The 19094-nt window shown below is 54.8% G+C and carries 13 protein-coding genes; 11 read left to right on the top strand and 2 right to left on the bottom strand.

Annotation, left to right across the window (positions count from 1 at the left end):
* Nucleotides 1-8 precede the first annotated feature (8 nt).
* On the bottom strand, nucleotides 9-1076 hold the full coding sequence (mltG, locus tag QTO31_RS00900; protein WP_301427803.1) for an endolytic transglycosylase MltG: 1068 nt from the start codon (nucleotides 1074-1076) through the stop codon (nucleotides 9-11).
* A gap of 312 nt (nucleotides 1077-1388) precedes the next feature.
* Here mltG and QTO31_RS00895 point away from each other — a divergent pair, with 312 nt between their 5' ends.
* From QTO31_RS00895 to rlmD, 4 genes are all read left to right on the top strand, one after another.
* Nucleotides 1389-1817: a hypothetical protein gene (locus QTO31_RS00895; protein WP_301427802.1), complete on the top strand. Its 429-nt coding sequence runs from the start codon at nucleotides 1389-1391 to the stop codon at nucleotides 1815-1817.
* 19 nt (nucleotides 1818-1836) lie between these two features.
* Nucleotides 1837-3168 carry a threonine synthase gene (gene thrC / locus QTO31_RS00890; RefSeq protein ID WP_044231803.1) on the top strand — a complete coding sequence of 444 codons (1332 nt, stop codon included), beginning with the start codon at nucleotides 1837-1839 and terminating at the stop codon, nucleotides 3166-3168.
* An 18-nt stretch (nucleotides 3169-3186) separates the two neighbouring features.
* Nucleotides 3187-4194, top strand: a complete 1008-nt coding sequence (locus QTO31_RS00885; protein WP_301427801.1) for an STAS domain-containing protein — start codon at nucleotides 3187-3189, stop codon at nucleotides 4192-4194.
* A 274-nt stretch (nucleotides 4195-4468) separates the two neighbouring features.
* Nucleotides 4469-5659 (top strand): 23S rRNA (uracil(1939)-C(5))-methyltransferase RlmD, encoded by a 1191-nt coding sequence (rlmD, locus tag QTO31_RS00880; RefSeq protein ID WP_301427800.1) that lies wholly within the window; start codon nucleotides 4469-4471, stop codon nucleotides 5657-5659.
* Between the two features lie 559 nt (nucleotides 5660-6218).
* Here the strand turns inward: rlmD and QTO31_RS00875 are convergent.
* Nucleotides 6219-6929 carry a plastocyanin/azurin family copper-binding protein gene (locus tag QTO31_RS00875; protein ID WP_301427799.1) on the bottom strand — a complete coding sequence of 237 codons (711 nt, stop codon included), beginning with the start codon at nucleotides 6927-6929 and terminating at the stop codon, nucleotides 6219-6221.
* An 851-nt stretch (nucleotides 6930-7780) separates the two neighbouring features.
* Between QTO31_RS00875 and QTO31_RS00870 the strand changes: the two genes are divergently transcribed.
* From QTO31_RS00870 to QTO31_RS00840, 7 genes are all read left to right on the top strand, one after another.
* A complete protein-coding gene (locus QTO31_RS00870; protein WP_301427798.1) occupies nucleotides 7781-10606 on the top strand; it encodes a response regulator in 2826 nt (941 codons plus the stop codon).
* Between the two features lie 3 nt (nucleotides 10607-10609).
* The gene (locus QTO31_RS00865) at nucleotides 10610-12673 is read left to right on the top strand and encodes a cellulose biosynthesis cyclic di-GMP-binding regulatory protein BcsB (protein WP_301427797.1); all 2064 of its coding nucleotides are present in this window, start codon (nucleotides 10610-10612) and stop codon (nucleotides 12671-12673) included.
* Between the two features lie 10 nt (nucleotides 12674-12683).
* A complete protein-coding gene (locus QTO31_RS00860; RefSeq protein WP_301427796.1) occupies nucleotides 12684-14663 on the top strand; it encodes a glycosyltransferase in 1980 nt (659 codons plus the stop codon).
* A 37-nt stretch (nucleotides 14664-14700) separates the two neighbouring features.
* Nucleotides 14701-15036 (top strand): STAS domain-containing protein, encoded by a 336-nt coding sequence (locus tag QTO31_RS00855; protein ID WP_031460727.1) that lies wholly within the window; start codon nucleotides 14701-14703, stop codon nucleotides 15034-15036.
* A gap of 96 nt (nucleotides 15037-15132) precedes the next feature.
* Nucleotides 15133-15546, top strand: a complete 414-nt coding sequence (locus QTO31_RS00850; RefSeq protein ID WP_035419693.1) for an ATP-binding protein — start codon at nucleotides 15133-15135, stop codon at nucleotides 15544-15546.
* A gap of 159 nt (nucleotides 15547-15705) precedes the next feature.
* Nucleotides 15706-17547 (top strand): translational GTPase TypA, encoded by a 1842-nt coding sequence (gene typA, locus QTO31_RS00845; RefSeq protein ID WP_301427795.1) that lies wholly within the window; start codon nucleotides 15706-15708, stop codon nucleotides 17545-17547.
* A gap of 302 nt (nucleotides 17548-17849) precedes the next feature.
* Nucleotides 17850-18794 (top strand): RNA polymerase sigma factor RpoD/SigA, encoded by a 945-nt coding sequence (locus tag QTO31_RS00840; protein WP_301427794.1) that lies wholly within the window; start codon nucleotides 17850-17852, stop codon nucleotides 18792-18794.
* The last annotated feature ends 300 nt before the right edge of the window (nucleotides 18795-19094 follow it).

Genomic DNA, 19094 nt, shown 5'->3' with positions numbered 1-19094 from the left:
TGCTGATGTTATTGACACGCCAGCCACTCCGCTTCATAGACACGAAATTCTTCGATTGTCGTTGCAAATTTGTGTGAACCATCGCGTTCACAACTGGCGACAAAAAAGAGATATGGCGCCGACTCATCAGGTTGAGCAGCCGCAGTCAGTGCTGCCAGACCAGGAGCGGCAATTGGTCCTGGTGGCAGACCGGGCGTAACGCGGGTATTGTACGGACTTTGAATTGCCAGCTCTTCTACGGTCAAGTCGCGTTGCCACCAGGTGCCCTCAACCGGATCGTAGCCCAAGGCGTATTGCACTGTCGCATCGGCGCCGAGTAGACCACCGACGGTAGGCGCAAATTGTGGCTTCAGTCGGTTCCAAAACACTGCACTGATTTTGGGCATTTCGCTCAGTAATACTGCTTCACGCTGAATAATCGACGCCATCGTCACAATCTGGTGCACAGTTACGCCAGGGACACGTACCGAACGCTCAATGGTGCTGTACTGCTCGACAAAACGATCAAGCAATTTCCGCACAATTGTCTCGGCGTCCGCTGATGGCGCAAAGCGGTAAGTATCAGGGAAGAGATACCCTTCCAGCGTTGATCCAGAGGGCAGGCTACTGAGCAAAAAGTAGTCATCGCGGAAGCGATCACCGTTGCGGGCAACGGCGAGAAACTCCTCTTCGCTGACCAGACCGGCTGCCGCCATAATGGTAGCTATTTCTTCCAGCCGTAATCCCTCTGGGATCGTAATTTGAATATCATCAACGACTTTACCGCTCTGCAAGACGATCAAAATGTCGCTCATCGTCATTGTCGGGCTGAGGACGTAGCGACCGGCTTGAATCTGCTGATCTAGGCCACGCCAACGCACCAGGATGCGGAATAACATTGGCTGGCGGATCAGACCGGCGGCACTTAGCCGGGTAGCAATATCGTTGGCCGTTTCACCAGGTGCAACAACGAATTCAACCGGCTCACCAGTGGTTGCTGGGGTTGCCCGTAATTCACTGAGAAGAACATAACCGCCACACGAGATCACGAGCGCCAACAATGAGAGAGCGAGCAACAGTGCGCGGACATGCCGCATTGGTAATCCCTCCTTAACATCGGCAACAAGTGCCGATGCAGTATTTCGTTATCTGCGAGTGTGAGTTGATTGCACAGCAGTCTCTGCCAAAACAGCTCACAATGCAAGAGCAATTATAGCAGACCCAGGGTGTTATACCAATTCTGATACGAGAAACCGGATCTCAGCGTGCCCCCTGCGTTCCGTACCCCTCCAGGCGCCGCGAAAAGCCCTGAATAGCCTCTGCGGTCACGCTCACATGTTGCCCATTCAATGGTATGATAACGTTTGTGCATCGCGTTTCGTCTGATGACGCTTCATACGGAGAAGACAATGCGTGAATCGTCGCAACCATCGCTCTGGCGTCGGCTTCAGGCTGGCTGGTGGTATCTGTACGGTGTAGGCCTCTGCCAGCTTGGTCTGCGCACTATTGATCGGGAGGTATATCGCCGTGCCGTGCAGGCATTTGATCGCGCATTAGCGGCGTGTCCCGATCTCGCGCTAGCGCTCTACCGGCGTGGACTCATCCGAGGGCGTGAGTTAGGTGAGTACTATGCGGCTATCCGCGATCTCGAAGCGGCAACCCGCCTGCGACCCGACTGGCCAGAGCCGTATCTCCAACGCGGTCTCTTCCACCGCTTTCATCACCATAATCGGGCTGCCATTCCCGAACTCACCACGTATGTACGTCTCGCCCCAGCCGGATTCTGGCGAACTGAAGCCGAACGGATGCTGGCGTGTATTCAGGCTGAATTGGAATAGATTGCAGGAGCGCACGACGATGACAACCTATCGCGCATGGTTTGCCGCACAGGATGATCCGGAGGAGCGGTATCCCCTGACTGAGATCGTGTACTACAGCCGCTCAGGAGGATTGCTGGAAGTCCAGCACGATATGAATGCCCTGGCACAGCGTAGCCCCGAAGAGTGGAAAAAACTCTTCGATGATCGCTGGATGCGCACAACCTGGCCGTATGGCAGTGGCGTCTGGGGCAAGAAGGAATGGGTCTGCCCGATTGTGTCTGACGACAACGTGGTCAGCATGTTTGAAGGTGGTACCAATCTCTTCTGGGCTGAACGCTTCGGACGCGAGATCGGGTTGGAAGATCTCTGGATCAAGATGTGTGGCAATTCGCATACCGGCTCATTCAAAGATCTCGGCATGACCGTCCTGGTGAGCGTGGTCAAACAGATGATAAGTGAGGGAAAGCCAATCCGGGCGATTGCCTGCGCCTCTACCGGCGACACCTCAGCCGCACTTGCCGCATACGGAGCAGCAGCCGGTATTCCCACTATCGTTTTCCTGCCGAAAGGGAAAGTGAGTATTGCCCAATTGGTACAACCGGTAGCCCATGGTGCTCTGGTGTTGGCCCTTGATACCGATTTTGATGGCTGCATGCGGATCGTGCGCGAAATTACTGCCAATCCTGATAATGGCATCTATCTGGCCAATTCGCTCAACTCGCTCCGCATTGAAGGGCAAAAAACCGTTGGCATCGAGATCGTTCAGCAGTTTGACTGGGAAGTGCCAGACTGGATCATTATTCCTGGTGGGAATTTGGGCAACACGTTTGCTCTGGGTAAAGGTCTGTTGATGATGTACGAACTCGGCTTGATCGACCGTCTGCCGCGAATTGTGACGGCGCAGGCCGCTAACGCCAATCCGCTCTACCGCTCGTACCTAACCGGCTTTCGGGAATACGCGCCTATCAAGGCCCAGCCTACCGCTGCCAGTGCCATCCAGATCGGTGACCCGGTGAGCATTAACCGGGCGATCAGTATCTTACAACGCTTTAACGGCATCGTCGAGCAGGCCACCGAACAAGAGCTGGCCGATGCCGCAGCCCGTGCTGATCGTACCGGAGCGTATGCCTGCCCGCATACCGGAGTCGCTCTTGCCGCATTGATCAAACTGGTGGAACGTGGGGAAATTAAGCGCAGTGATCGCGTCGTAGTTATCTCTACAGCCCATGGCCTGAAATTCAGTCGCTTCAAAGTAGAATATCATGAAGGTACGCTCCGCGATGTGGTTGGGCAGTACACCAATCCGCCAATTGAGCTACCACCCGATATTGACGCGGTACGACGCATCATCGATCAACGATTCGGATGAAAACAGTGAGGAGGCTACGTGAAAATTACTCAACGACAGTTGGCGTTCATTCTCATGGCGGGTATGGCGGCTTATACCTTTGTGCGAGGGCTGCTAAATCTCGTCTTCGGTGATCCGATCTTAACCATCGTCCTGACGTGGGTTGTTTCGGCTATTTTCGGCCTGGCTACCTGGCTCTACTGGCGGGGCTGGGACGGTGCCCGTTTCTTTGCCACAGCCGGCATAACATTGGTCGTGGCGGCTGCGCTACCCCTAACGCAAGAGACAATAGTGATTTTTACCCCACTGGCATTTGCAGTCGCTATAACCAATACGCAATGGGTCGCCGGTGTTGGGTTGGCAATACTTTTGATCTTGCTTGGCCGTGATGTGCTTGAAAATGGGATCATAGATGGCATATACGCCAACATACCCATCCTTGCCAGCTATCTGGTGCAAGTGACAGCCTTTGCGGCTGCCCGCTTTGCACTCGACTCGGCTCGCATCGAGGCTGAACGCAATGCCGCTCGAGCTGAAGCAGCTCGTGCCGAAAGTGAAGCACGGGCTGTCGCTATTGAACAGCAGCAGCGCGAGTTAATCGAACAAAATCAACGACAGCAAGAGCTGCTCGAACTGGTAAGCCAGCTCGAAACCCCGGCGGTACGCATTGCTGATGGCGTGCTCCTGGCGCCACTGGTGGGCGGTATCGATAGCCGACGCGCTGGAAAGATCACGTCTCGTCTGCTGGAGCTGGTGTACGAACGGCGGGTTAACGTGGTGATCATCGATGTGGCCGGTGTACCGGTGATTGATACCGCCGTCGCCAATGCTTTGACCCAAACGGTGCGGGCGCTACGGCTGCTGGGCTGTCAGGTGATTCTGACCGGTATTTCATCACAGGTGGCCCTTACATTAACGCACATTGGGATCGATCTGAAAGAACTCGATGTAGCATCCTCACCCCAAGAAGCATTGCAGCGTTGGATGGCAGCTCAAGTGTCGATTATTCGTCCACAGCGCAACAATGCTGAGGATACCTTAAATTGAGGAGAGCGATCCCATCTAACGACAATAAGCACTTGTCTGAATGCTTGTCGGCACAAGACGGCGCTTTGCGCCGATAAGTGCATTCCGACCAATGGACATAGCGCACTGCACCGCGACGGGTAGGGCTGGCACTGCTGGGCAGCACCCGACCATTCGCATAGCCTGATCTCGTGATCACTACTCTGCCTTCTCATAGGGGCAGTGCGCACTTCACCTCTACTCCGACAACAGGACGTTTCGATAGGGTTTAATGTTCTCTCTTCGTGACTGGTGTATGACATCTTTTACTGTTAAAACGTTCCACAAGTCTATCATCAACCACGCGCTAGCCGGTCACCCCATCGAGCCGCGCTGTCCGCATACGCGGGAGTGCGGTGGTTGTGCGTTCCAGGATCGAGCATATGCCGATCAGGTCGCGGCAAAAGCAGCGGTATTGCGCGAGCTGTATGCAGCGAGTGGCATCGTCCTTACTGAGATGACCGTCGTGCCTTCACCTGATCCGTTTGGCTATCGCACACGCATGGATTATGTGGCGACGAAAGGACGTTTCGGGCTACGTGCACGTGGTCGGTTCAATTACATTGTTGAGCTAACAACCTGTCATTTGCTTCCGCCGCCAGCCTTTACCGCGGCACAGCATGTCTGGCAACGCGCCGTCACGCTGGGAATCCCCGATTACGATATCCGCTCCCATACTGGTTGCTTACGCTACATTGTGGTGCGGCGCAATCCCAATGACGAACTACTGCTGGCGGCGGTTACCACCGCTCAATGTGAGGAACAGACAATGGCCGAGCTGGCAACAACTGCGCTGAGTCAACCTGGTGTGATCGGTTTTCACTGGTTGATCAACGACACCCTCACCGACGTCTCGTTCGGTGAACGACGTCGGCATTGGGGTGCCGCCGAATTAGCGATGCGCATTGGTGACATCACCTGCTTCATTGGCCCCAATACCTTTTTTCAGAACAATATCTACCTGGCGCCACGCTTGATTCGCGATGCAGTTGCTGCCGCAGTACCCGAACCAGCGCTGCGGGTAGCAGACCTGTATGGTGGTGTGGGCGCGATCGGTTTACATCTGGCGCCACATGCAGATCGTGTGGATTGCGTGGAAACAGTAGCCGAGAGTGTCGATTTTGCAGCACGCAATGCGCTCGCTAATGGCGTAACCAACTTTAATCCCATTTGTGCTGACACCCTGGCATATTTGCAAGCACAGCCGACCGGTAGTTTGTCAGTTGTTGTCGCCGATCCGCCACGTACCGGCCTTGGCCCACAGGTTTGTAACGAACTGTTGCGCATCGCGCCACAACGGATTATCTATATCTCGTGTAATCCACTCACCCAGGTTGCCGATATACGTCTTCTTCAGGCTGGTTATCGTGTCCTCAATGTGCGGGGGTATGATATGTTTCCCCATACTCCGCATGTGGAAACAATGGCCGTATTAGAGCGTGCCTGAACACATTTAGCAAGAGCGTGTTATTCTCTGTACGGCACAGCGGGGGAACGAGAGGTAAAGAGTATTTTGAAATCTGCCCACAGCAATTCGGTGCTTCCTATCTGGTGATGATGCCATCGTTTCCCTAAACGGCATCAGTGTGCTACATAACAGCCGTCTATCACCCTCCTGGGAGCGCGGGCCTCCGGCCCGCCCATCACCCCCCCGCAAGCGGGTAGGAGGAAGTGGCCCCGATCACGCGCTGACGCGCTGCTGCCTGGGAACGCGGGCCTCCGGCCCGCCCATCACCCCCCCGCAAGCGGGGAGGAGGAAGTGGCCTCGACCACGCGCTGACGCGCTGCTACCTGGGAACGCGGGCCTCCGGCTCGCAAATGAGTCAGAAGGTGAACGAACGGAACCTTGTCTTGGCAAGCTATTGTCCAAAGATGCTGCGCAGTGTGAGCGTACCTGGTAATCTTGTGGTTACCCTGAACCCCTTCCACTCCCAAACGGGAGTAGAAGGGGTAAGGTGGAATGCAATTGATCTTCGGGCAAAGAATATTTGGAAACGGGTCTAAACTTATTGAGTCACCGTCAACGTTCCCTTCATCCCGGCCAGATAATGACCAGGGAACGTACAAATGTACAGATACGTCCCAGGCGGTGGTGTGCGGAAGGTTACACTTCCCGTCTGACCGGCATTGAGCATTGCCGTCCAAGCCAGCGCATTCGGTGTATCAGGCGGCGGCACAAAGAGGCCATCAGCATTATTCTGTGCAGCAGTATTCACGGCCTCCGCCACATCGTCGCCGCCATTCACCAGCACCCAGTTGTGTTGGACGCCCAGATTATTCTCGTTGATAAAATCAAGCCGCACAACAGTATTTGCCGGTACAGAGAGTGATTTCTCTACGAAGGCTAACGCATTTGGATCAGCACGCACTTCAATTGTGCGGTTTGGTGTCTCATCAACTACATTCGAGCCACCAGGAGCATTTGCTGCTTGAGCTGCTGGAGGCCGCGTCGGTTGGGCAGCCGCCGGAGCAGGCGTCGGGCGAGGGGTAGCTGTGGGACGTGGGATAGCCGTAGGACGTGGGCCAGCAGCGACAAAGCCACCTGCGCTTGCATTGGAGGCAATCATCACGATCAGCATAATCAAACCTGCGCCAAATGCCAGACCCATCATCACAATGAGCGGTGGGCCGCCAGCACTTCCGCCCGAAAAGGTAGAACCGCCATTACCGCTGCTGCGTGAACGGAAACTGCTTCTTCCAGAACCTCGCCAGCTCATCTGTAACCTCCTCTGTCTCGTCAGTGTGTGATATTCGGCACATTCCTAGTGTAGCACAAAATAAATCATTGATGTATAACGGATTTGCTGGTAGGAAAAGAAGATGTATAAAAAGATAAACGGTGTCTGATGTAGAACGGCTGGCTTCCTAGAGCCTTCCGAAATATCTTGTTGCAGGAATGAAGATTCAGGTGAGGCGGTTCACGAACCGTCTCGTGGCACGGTCGGGGCGCAGCGCCGCCGCGCCCGTCCTTCAAACGGTGAGAACACTGCCCTCTCGTTGGGAACCGGTTTTTCAAAGTATTCATTCTGCACGGCAGCGGAGAATATAGGGAAGCGGCAAGCGAAATGAACGTAAAAGCGTTAGCCTTCCGCTCGCACCAGAGGCGAGGAAGGGGAAGATGGCGGTAGAGCGAGAACTCGCTTCTCCCCATCCCTCTTTTCCTCATCATACCCGTCACGCAAGGTTAGTGGGGGATTCTAACCTCGCTACAGTGAACCTGGGGCGATGGTAATGGTTTCTAACCGTGTACCGCACAACGGAGGTTTGAAAGCCCGTGCTCCATAGAAAAAAGGGTAAGTTGGAGATGGTCGTGCGGGTATGAACGATGTTCATCGGCAAACGTGACTAAACTCTGAGATCGCCGAAACTCCCTCCAACCACAAGCGGGATTACCAAATGGGCACTGCACAGCTCTTCACTTCTGTTAGGATTTTGTAATTAAGCGTTTCGCTACCGTCGTATCACATCCCATGTGCAATAACGTTCAATGGGGTATGATAACAGAAATGTTATGATGTCACTGGGTCTCGGCTATCGCTAAGGTAAGTTATAGCCGAGGGAGTACAACATGAGCACAAACGTCAACGACCTGCACGCTCGTTTTGCCGCGTTGCAACAACAGTATCTTGATCAGCTTGCGAATAAGGTGGCGCAGATTGAATCTCTCTGGTCGCAGTGGCAGTCTGGTATCCTGACAGCAGGCGATCTGACGCAGTTACAGCGGATTGTGCACAATCTGGCCGGTTCAGGAGCAACATTTGGCTTGAAGGAGGTGAGTGAGGCGGCACGTGCGCTTGATGTTGCTCTACAAGCCTGGGTGAACGCTGCCGATCCGATGGGTGAACGGCCTGATCTGGTGCCGTTGATGGATCGACTGCTCACGAGCCTGCGGGAACGAACGCTGCAATCGTCGGTGTCTATCACCGCTGAGCCGGCAGTCCATGATGCAATTCTGATCTACGTTGCCGGTCGTAATGCTGAAGAGACCGCTGAATTGACTCGCCAGATCGCATATTTTGGCTATGCGACCGAGAGTTTTTTGTGTGGCGCCGATGTTGTGGCCGCCGTGGAACGTCAACAACCCCAGCTCGTTATTCTCGATGTTGATCTGCAAGAAGGTGCGCAAAGTGGGATCACGACCGCCGCTCTCTTGCGTGATCGGTATGGAGAAGGATTGCCAATTATCTTTACGGCCAGTTCCACCGATTTTAGCTTACGCCTGGCAGCGGTACGAGCTGGTGGACGTGGCTATTTTACTCGTCCCATTGATATTGGTCTGCTGATCGATCACATCGATCAGATGACCCAACGATTGCATAGTGAGCCGTATACGGTGCTCATCGTTGACGATTCACCCCTGATGGCCGAAGTTTACGCTCTTGCGTTGCGTACTGCCGGGATGCACGTTGTGCCAACAACCGATCCGATGCAGGTATCGAATTTGCTGGCTGAACTGCAACCTGATCTGATTTTGCTCGATATGTATATGCCTGATTGTAATGGGCAGGAACTGGCTGCAGTGATTCGTCAACAACCGGAGTATCATAGCATACCGATTGTTTTTCTTTCCGGTGAGACCGATCGAGCGGCGCAGTTGGCAGCTCTGGCACGGGGTGGTGATGATTTTTTGACTAAACCCATCAATCTGGATCATCTGGTCGCCGCCGTAAGTTCGCGGATTCAACGGGCGCGCACGATGCGTAGCCTGATGGTGCGTGATAGTTTGACCGGTCTCTTCAACCATAGCGTGACGCACGAGCTGTTGATGCGCGAGATAGCACGGGCACAGCGTCTTTCGCAACCCCTGTCAGTAATATTGATCGACATTGACCATTTCAAGCAGGTGAATGATCAGTACGGTCATCAGGTGGGTGATCGGGTGTTAAAGAGTCTTGCTCGTCTGTTACGCCAGCGGTTGCGGGCAACCGATATCGTTGGGCGCTACGGCGGTGAAGAGTTCTTGATTGTCATGCCTGATACTCGTGCCAGTAATGCTGCAATGGTGATCAATAGCTTGCGCGAACGATTTGCCCACATCGAGCATCAACGCGAGGGTGATCCATTGCGCGTGACCTTCTCTGCCGGTGTCGCAGAATGGAGTACGGGCCTGGATGCCGGTGCTTTGATTGAAAAGGCTGATGCCGCTCTGTATCAGGCGAAACAGAATGGACGTAATCAGGTGGTTGTTGCCGATAGAACCATCGGTCAGGCTCCGCTCCGTCATACTCTGCCGTTGCCAGCGCCCCGTTTCAGTCAGGCGCCGGTCGTGTTGGTCGTAGATGACGATCCCGACATCTGCCGCCTGTTACAGGTCTGGTTGTCTGAGGCTGGCTATCGGGTGGAAGTCGCGCAGAGTGGTCCTGGAGCGCTTCAGCGTATTGCCGAAGGTGATATTGATGTCGCGCTGGTCGATATTCTCATGCCGGAGATAAGCGGACTGGAGGTGCTTGATCAGATTCGTCGGCATGGGCCGGAGCCGGCAGTGATTATGACCACTGCATTCGGTTCCGAGCAGATTGCTGTCAACGCCATCCGGCACGGCGCCGACGATTATTTGCGGAAACCGATTGATCGCCACGAATTGTTGCTCGTTCTTGATCGTACCCTGACGAACCTGCGGCTGCGACGTGAGAATATGGCGTTGCAACGGCGACTCGATCAAAAGCGCCGTGAACTGGAAGCTGAAATTAAGCATGCAGCTCAGATTCAAGCTGAAATGCTCCCCCAACAGATACCACGCTTGCCGGGGTACAGTATTGCGGCGCGGTGTATCCCGGCGCGTGAGGTCGGCGGAGACTTTTACGACTGGCACTTTCCGGCACCCCATCTGTTCAATCTGACGTTCGGTGATGTGATGGGGAAGGGGATGTCGGCAGCACTACTGATGACCACTACTCGCGCTGTGATCCGTTCGGTCGCACGCGATACCCCCCCGGAAGTGAATATGCGCTATGCGGTAAATGCGCTTTATGCCGATCTTGATCGGACAAGTAGCTTTGTCACTTTGTGTCATTTGCAGTTGAATCTGCTCACCCATTCGCTTGCCTTCGTTGATGCCGGTCACGGCCTGGGTTTTATTCGTCGGTATGGTGGACGCTTCGACCGGCTTGAACCACGTGGTGCGCCGTTGGGTATCTTTGCCCACGAACCGTACCAACAGGGTGAGACGAAGCTGCATCCCGGTGATGCGTTGATTTTGTTTAGTGATGGCCTACTTGATCCATGGCCTGCGCTGACACGGGATCCACTGCAAATCAATGATCTGCTCGATGATGGGATGTCGGCAACGGCAATTGTCGATCGTTTGCTGGCTGTGCCTGCTCTCCTTGGCCCGCAGACCGACGATTTGACGGTCGTAGCATTGGTGCGTGATCGGAAACTTCCAGAAGAGTGATGTATGGTAGCCAAGAATATGATACGCCTCAGTCTGGTGCTCTTCCTTCTCGCTCAGTTGCTCGTTTTCCCAAGGCCAACGGCAGCGCAGGGCACAGTACTTCGCTTCGCAGATTTGGGCTACGGTGACCGCACCGCATTCGGTATTGATGCAGTGCTCGACTACTATTTTCCGATCCCAACCGGTCTGCGTCCGCTGAGCGATGGTCGGCTGACGTTGCGTTTTACCCATTCCCCGCTGTTGCGCGCCGACCGTTCGACATTGAGTGTCGTTTTGAATGGACGTGCGCTAAGCAGTGTGCGACTAACACCAGATAATGCTGATGGTGGAGAACTGTCGGTCGAGTTGCCGATTGCCGGTTTCGATGGGCCGGGTTTGTTTATTCAGGTCCGGCTGCATATGCGTCTGACTGACGATGAATGTGAGGAGGTACAAAATTCGGCTTTATGGACAGTTGTCCACGGCGATTCAACGTTGCAGATCGATCTACAGCCGGTTGAATCCGGTACGCTAGCCGATCTTGCTGCACTCTTTGCGCCGTTGCCTCTTAGTGCGCCAACGGTGCGATCTCCGCCTACGATTGTCTTGTCGCCGTTGAACGAAGCGGCGACCCGGATTGCCGCTGGTCGGGTTGCGTTTGCTATTGGTCGTTGGGCAGCGTTAGCCCGGCAAGCCCCTGTTCTGACGGTAGCTGATGCGATTCCTGGTCAACTACCATCAATCGTAGTCGCTCTGGGAACATTACCGGCTGGCGATTGGGGATCGGTGCGATGGAACGGAAGAATGTATGAAGTGGACGGACAGGAAGTGCCCGCTGAACACGGTTTGTTGGCGCTGGCGCCTACTTCGCCACCGCGATTACTGGTAGCCGGAGCAACCCCAACTGCTTTGCAACAGGCGGCATTGGCCCTGACCAGACCACTGCCGGCGATGTCGGTGGTAGCCGTTGCGCAACCGCCACCACAGGTAGGGGCAGCGGCATGGCGCGATGGCGCGGCTAGCTTTGCCCAACTGGGTGTTGAGCGTCGAAAAGTGACAGGTGCAGGCGAACATCAAATTGACATTGCTTTCGAGCGACCGGCGCATTGGGATTTGCGAGTAGGGGGAACGCTCGATCTGCACATTACAGCGGCGGCTGGTCTGACAGCGCAAACCTCTTGGGTAACGGCGATTGTCAACGGGATTACACTCGGTTCACAGCGTCTGCGTATTGAAACCAATTCACCCGAATCGTATCGGTTTGCGTTGCCCGCCGATCTGCTTAATAGCGATCTCGAAGGTACGCCGATCCGTCGGCTTGATCTCCAGATACGGCTCTATCTCGATCTGCCGAATATTGGTTGTGAAGAAGTGGATACTTCGGCTGCCTGGGCTGTAGTTGAGCCGACGTCGGCCTGGCGTTTACCTAGCGATCCGGCAGCCGCTCATGATCTTGGTCGCTTCCCGGCAACGTTGCTCGCCGATAGGGAAGCTCGCCTGGTACTGCCCGATCAGCCGACATTGGGTGATGTGCATGCCGGGCTAGAGTTGGCCGCAGCCGTTGGTCGTTGGGCCGCAATCGGTGATATGCGCCCGCCGTTGTTGCTGACGGCGAACGAGGTCGGGGATGATCGGCGTGGGCCATTGGCAGTACTGGGTCATCGTGAGCGTCATCCACTGATGGCGATGATCAACGATCCGAACGAGATGCCGTTTGTGTATCGTCCGGGGCGCACCAGGGCGGCAACACTGAGCATCGTACCGTCTCCCTGGCAAGCCGGTATGAACGTACTGGTGATCGATGCCACAGATAGCGATGGTTTACGGCTTGGTGTGCAGGCATTGCGTGAACGAGAATTGTTACAGGTGTTACGCGGCAATCAGGCCCAACTCGCCGCCGATCCTGATCCCGTCGTACTCTCGTTGTCGTCACCGCTGGCAGCGCCGCCCCAGACATTAACGCCGCGGGTTGAAGTTGTCTTGCTCGAACGATTCCCGGCCTGGCAGGTCGTTGGCGCGATCCTGTTGATTGCGCTTGTAGCAACTGCAATACTCGTGATCCGCATTCGCTGGTTGCGGCGGCGATAAGAGGTGATACATGCGTGTCGTATCCACCGCTCCTACGCGACAACGCCTCATCGATTGGGGGCGGGAAGAATGGGCTGCATTTCGGCGCGGCTTAATCAAAATTCTGGTTGTGACAAATCTGGTGCTGGGGGCGTACTATTTGCTCTGGCGGGGTACCGCTTCGCTGAACTGGGACGCCTGGCTCTTCGCCCTTGCCCTGTTCGCTGCAGAACTGTACAGTTACATAAGCAGCTTCTTGTTCGGGGTGACCGTCTTTCGCTTGCGTGAACGGGGTGAACCACCGCCAGCGCCGGCAGGATTACGGGTTGATGTCTACATTACCTGTTACAACGAACCAGTTGAACTGGTGCGCAAGACTGTGCGAGCGGCTGTGGCGATTCGTTATCCACACCAGACGTACCTCCTTGATGATGGCGACAATCCGGCCATGCGAGCAATGGCGTGTGAAGAGGGGTGTGGATATATCACCCGCTCAGCGGTGTGGAAGGGTTTTGATCGGCACGCAAAAGCCGGTAACCTGATGAATGCACTTGAGCAAACAACTGGTGACTACATTCTGGTGCTTGATGCCGATCAGGTTCCACTCCCGCAGATTCTGGATCGCACGCTAGGCTATTTTAACGATCCACGTGTGGCATTCGTGCAGACACCGCAGTATTTCATTAATGTGCCACCCGGCGATCCGTTTGGGAGCCAGGCGCCACTTTTTTACGGGCCAATTCAGCAAGGAAAAGATGGGTGGAACGCAGCGTTTTTCTGTGGCTCTAATGCCGTGCTACGACGTGAAGCGCTGGCCCGTACCGGCATTCACTTCTTTGTGCGTGATGTTGAGCGACGTATTCGGCGGGCATTGCGCGAAGCCGATACCGTGATACGACGCGCCCAACGAAAGTTGATGCGGACAGAACGGCAGCAGATCGCTCCGGCGTTACGTGCGCTGTGTCGCGCCGTCAGCGATGCCAGGCGAGAGCTGAATCGTGGTGATACGTTTCAAGAGGTAACTGAGCGCTTTCAGCACCGGGTCGAAGAAGCAGCCCGAATGGTTGTCGCTGCTGACTTGCAGCAAATTATGGCCGACCTGGCTGAAATCCAAGCGGCTGAAGCGGCTGAAATTATGCGTTCGCTGCACGATGAGGCTGTCCTTGCTGAACTCGCCAGGCGTGATCGATCACCACTGGCCGCCATCGAGACGGTACGCCAACTTGTTCCACTGCTCGTTAATGAGGCAATGGATTATCTACCTATCTCGACCATCTCGGTGACGGAAGATATGTCAACTTCAATGCGTCTCCATGCGACCGGTTGGCGTTCTGTGTACCACGACGAGATTCTGGCCCATGGGCTGGCGCCAGAAGATTTACGGAGTGCGTTGCAGCAGCGTCTACGCTGGGCGCAAGGAACGATACAGGTCTTTTTACGTGAAAATCCACTGCTGTTGCCGGGGTTGAGTATCGGGCAACGTATCGCGTATCTTGATACGATGTGGAGCTATTTTTCCGGTGTACCGACGGTCATTTACCTTATCGCGCCTGTGTTATTCCTCATGTTTGGCTTGTTGCCGGTGAATGCTCTTTCAGCAGAATTCTTCTGGCGCCTGACACCTTATCTGCTCGTCAATCAGTTGCTCTTTGCCGTTATCAGTTGGGGGAGACCGACCTGGCGTGGTCAGCAATATAGCCTGGCGCTCTTTCCGCTTTGGATTAAAGCAGTGGTCACTGCCGCGGCAAACGTCTGGTTTGGCAAGAAGCTGGGGTTTATCGTCACCCCAAAAACGCGCCAGGCAGGACGTTATCTGGGGTTAGTGCGCTGGCAGCTTTTGATGATGGTGTTGATAACAGTGGCCATTGGCGTAGGATTGTCGCAACTGGCATTAGGATGGCGTAGCGATGGCATGCCGGTACTTGTCAATGTCTTCTGGGCAGTGTACGATCTGATTATGCTCAGCGTGGTGATCGATGCCGCATTGTACCAACCCCCAGAGGAGCAGTAGATTCGCTATGCTAGACGATATTATTCGAGGAGCAGTGATGGAAATTACAATCAATCCGGCGGGTGAACAGGCAGCAGTGGTGCAGTTGCGAGGTAGACTTGACCTGTTAGTGGCGAGTGAGGTCAAGCAACGACTGGCAAAGGCCGTTCAAGAAGGCTTCCGGTTGCTGGTCATTGACATGAGTGACGTGAGTTTTGTTGATAGTTCGGGGCTTGGCGCCCTGATTGGTGGCCTGAAAGCGGCCCGCATGGCTGGCGGCGATCTACGTCTGGCGAGCGTGGGGGCACAGGCAATGGCAATGCTGGAACTGACAACGCTTAACCGTGTTTTGCGACCGTACCCAAATGTCGCCGAAGCGTTGCAGGCCGGTTGATAGAGCATGAGAACCTGAGATGTGAGCTGATGGTTGAACCTACCCGTAGCTCTCGCGATCTGAACAGCAGGTGAGGCAGCGGGGCAAGAGATACGTATGGATCGAATTGAGCACAACTATGAATTAAGTCCTGTGCCTGAAGAAGGAGTTGCTCAACTCCACGCTGCCCTGGTTGCTTTCTGGGCCAATACCGATATTGCACCCGACATCCAGATTCGGTTTACCATCGCTCTGGCTGAAGTGGTTGCAAATATTTTACAGCACGCCGTCGTTCCCGGTGATGCGCCGATCAAATTGCGTCTCCGCTGCACGCCGACCAGTCTTGAGGCGAGGCTAGTAGATAAAGGGCGTTCCTGGACGATGCCGACTACCGGATTTACCTTGCCCGCCGACCACGCAGAGAGAGGGCGGGGCCTGGCGATTGCCAATGCAGTTCTTGATACATTACAGTACCGGCGTTTTCGTGATCTGAATTGTTGGCGGTTAGTCCTGTTGCATCGTGCGGACTGATCCGATGCCGGGGTGATGAACGGAATAGACGGGAGAGGCGAAGCTTTTTTGCCCTCGTGCGTAATCGCGCAACCTGGAGTATAATGACAGTAGCCTTGGCGCTCAGGTTGAACCTGAGCGTTTTTTACGCATCTAACGGCTAACGACAGTGAAATGGGTATGATACAGCGAACTGATCTGCGCAATATCGCAATAATTGCTCACGTTGACCATGGTAAAACGACGTTGGTTGACGCAATGCTCAAACAGAGCCGCATCTTCCGCCACAACCAACAGGTAGAGGAGCGCGTCCTCGATAGCAATGCTCTCGAACGCGAACGCGGCATTACCATTCTGGCTAAAAACACTGCTGTGACCTACCGCGGGGTGAAGATTAACATTGTTGACACCCCTGGCCATGCCGATTTCGGCGGCGAGGTGGAACGGGTGATGAACATGGTTGACGGCGTGCTCTTGTTGGTCGATGCCGTTGATGGCCCCATGCCGCAGACGAAATTTGTGTTACGTAAGGCATTGCAGGCCGGTCATCAGGCAATCGTGGTCGTCAACAAAATCGACCGCCCCCAGGCCCGGCCCAACCACGTTGTCAACGAGACCTTCGATCTCTTCATTGATTTGGGGGCAACCGATGAGCAAGCTGAATTTGCTACCATCTATACCAATGCGCTCCTCGGTCACGCCGGACGCTCACCGCTCAAGTTGCACGATTCGCTCGAACCACTTTTCGAGTGTATTCTTGAGCGCATTCCACCGCCTACTGTTGATATTGAAGGTCCGGTGCAGTTTTTGGTAACGACCAGCAGTTACGACGAGTACAAAGGCAAGATTCTTACCGGCAGACTGGTGCGCGGTACTATTCGCAAAGGGCAGCCGCTGGTGCGCATCACCCGCGATGGCACGACTATACCGGTCAAAGTGAGCCAGATTTTCGTCTACAACGGACTTGAACGTCAGGAAGTGGAACAGGCGCAAGCCGGTGATATTATTGCGATTGCCGGTGTTGCTGATGCCGCCATTGGTGATACCATTGCTGATGCTCTCGCCCCCGAAGCGCTGCCACCGATCAAGGTCGAAGAACCGACGGTGCGCATGACCTTTGGTGTGAACACCAGCCCCTTCGCCGGTCGTGAGGGAACGTATGTCACGTCGCGAAAACTGCGTGAACGCCTCTTTCAAGAGATGGAACGTGATGTCGCGCTGCGTGTTGAAGAGACAGATAGCCCTGATGTCTTCATCGTTGCCGGACGTGGTGAATTGCACTTGGGCATCCTTATCGAAACAATGCGTCGCGAAGGCTACGAGTTTCAGGTCTCGAAGCCAGAAGTCATCTTCCGTGAAGCACCTGATGGCACACGCCTCGAACCGATGGAGCTGGTCGAGATCGAGGTGGCCAGTGAATATCAGGGCGTAGTCGTTGAACTGATGGGGAAGCGGCAGGGGCAGATGCGCGATATGCGCATTACCGAAGACGGTTCTGTTCACTACGTCTATCTTGTGCCAACTCGTGGTTTGCTCGGTTTTCGTCAGCTCTTTCTCACCGCTACCCGCGGGACCGGTATTATGAACAGTATTTTCTTCGGCTACGAACCTTACGTCGGTGAGATTGAGGTGCGTACCAATGGCAGCCTGATTGCGGCTGAAAGTGGTGTCGCGACAACTTACGCTATTCACGCTTTACAAGATCGCGGCGTTTTCTTCATCACACCCGGTCAGGAAGTTTACGAAGGCATGGTGGTCGGTCAACATATCCGCGATAACGATCTGGAAGTGAATGTCTGTAAAGAAAAGCATCTGACCAACATGCGTAATAATCGTGGCGCCGAGACGATCCGCATCGATCCACCACGACAACTATCACTCGATGACGCTATTGAATATATCGGCGACGACGAGCTGGTTGAAGTGACTCCCAAAGGGTGGCGTATCCGCAAGCGCCTGCTGAGCGCCGATGACCGGCGGCGTGAGAAGAAGCGCCGCGAGCTTGCGTTGAACGAACGCTAAATACTCATCGTTTTCTCATCTTTCTTTAACCTTCTCTTTATGCTACCCATCGATACTTTGTTTCGATGGGTAGCGAGTGTAACCACCTGATTCACAATCTTCCCCCTCACTCGCCACTCGCAGGTATCAGCGTATGCATGACGGCACTTCAACACCGGTGCCACCATCCCCGTGCCGTCAGCGCAACGGCAACATAATGTGCTGTTGGAAACCGCAGCGGTCAACACAACGTCATACAAGTAACCTGCAAGCGGTTGAGATGGCAGACACCGGCAGGTAGTACCGGTGCTCAAGGAGGTGTAATGAGTAACCCAACCACAATTGGCCGCAATGCATCCGATCCGATTGTGCTTTACCTGAATGAAATTGGTGCCGAACCACTGCTCACGTTCGAGCAAGAGCAGCAACTGGCCCAAACCATCGCGCAGGGACGCCGTGCCACTGAACGACTGAATAACGAACCGTTGCTGCCGGTTGCCGAGAAACAGCGCCTGATGGCGCAAGTCCATGCCGGTGAACAGGCACGGGCTCAGTTGATTAACTCTAACCTGCGGTTGGTTGTCAGTATCGCCCGGCGCTACCAGGGCCACGGGCTGACCCTGCTCGATCTGATTCAAGAAGGAAGTGTCGGGCTTATGCGCGCCGTCGATAAATTCGATGCCAGTCGTGGCTTAAAGTTTTCAACGTATGCCACCTACTGGATTCGGCAGAGCATTGGCCGCGCCATCGCCGATCACAGTCGCACAGTGCGTCTGCCGGTCCATCTCGGCGAACGGATCAGCCGTCTGTCACGTTTACGCCAGGAACTGGCGCAGAAACTTGACCGTGAACCAACCCTTGAGGAGCTGGCGGAAGCGTCTGGTCTGACTGTTGAGCAGGTGGAACGGGCCGAGCAAGCCTGTCTGACGCCAACATCTCTCGATGAACCCCATACCGACGATGGTAGTGGTGCGCTGGCCGAGATTCTGACCGATCCGCTCCAGCCCACACCGTTCGATGAGGTCAGTGAGGCAATGCTGCAAGCCGATGTGCAGCAAGCGTTAAAGCAGCTTTCACCGCGCGAACGCAACATTCTGCGCCTGCGCTACGGGCTAGACGGTGAACAGATACATACGCTGGAACAGATTGGTCAGCGGCTCCACCTCACTCGTGAGCGTGTGCGTCAGCTCGAACACGAAGCGTTACGAAAGCTCCGTGATCCGGCGTTACACCCACAGTTGCAGGGGTATGTGAATTCGACTTCGTAGTAAATCCGTAGCGCCCCTCACCTTCCCCTCAGCCCCCTTCCGCTCCCATCAGGGGAATAGGAAGGGGGTGATAGTTTGTCTGCTCAGTCCATCTTCCGCTCCTTGCCGAGGAACGGAAGGGGGAGGTGAGCGAGTGAGGATCGAGAAGGGAAAAGAAGGGCTGCTATGTTACCTACTTGGAACGAAACGCTGCATAAAGAGGCAGGAATCATCCACCCGACGCTAGGGCAATTGATCCACCATCCCCCCTGATGATGTTCTCATCGATATGAGTGTAGTCAGCAGTGCCGTTCTATTCCG

The organism is Chloroflexus sp. MS-CIW-1 (assembly GCF_030444705.1).
Lineage (GTDB): Bacteria > Chloroflexota > Chloroflexia > Chloroflexales > Chloroflexaceae > Chloroflexus.
Note: the sequence above shows the minus strand (reverse complement) of the source record. Positions and strands in the feature narration are given on the sequence as shown.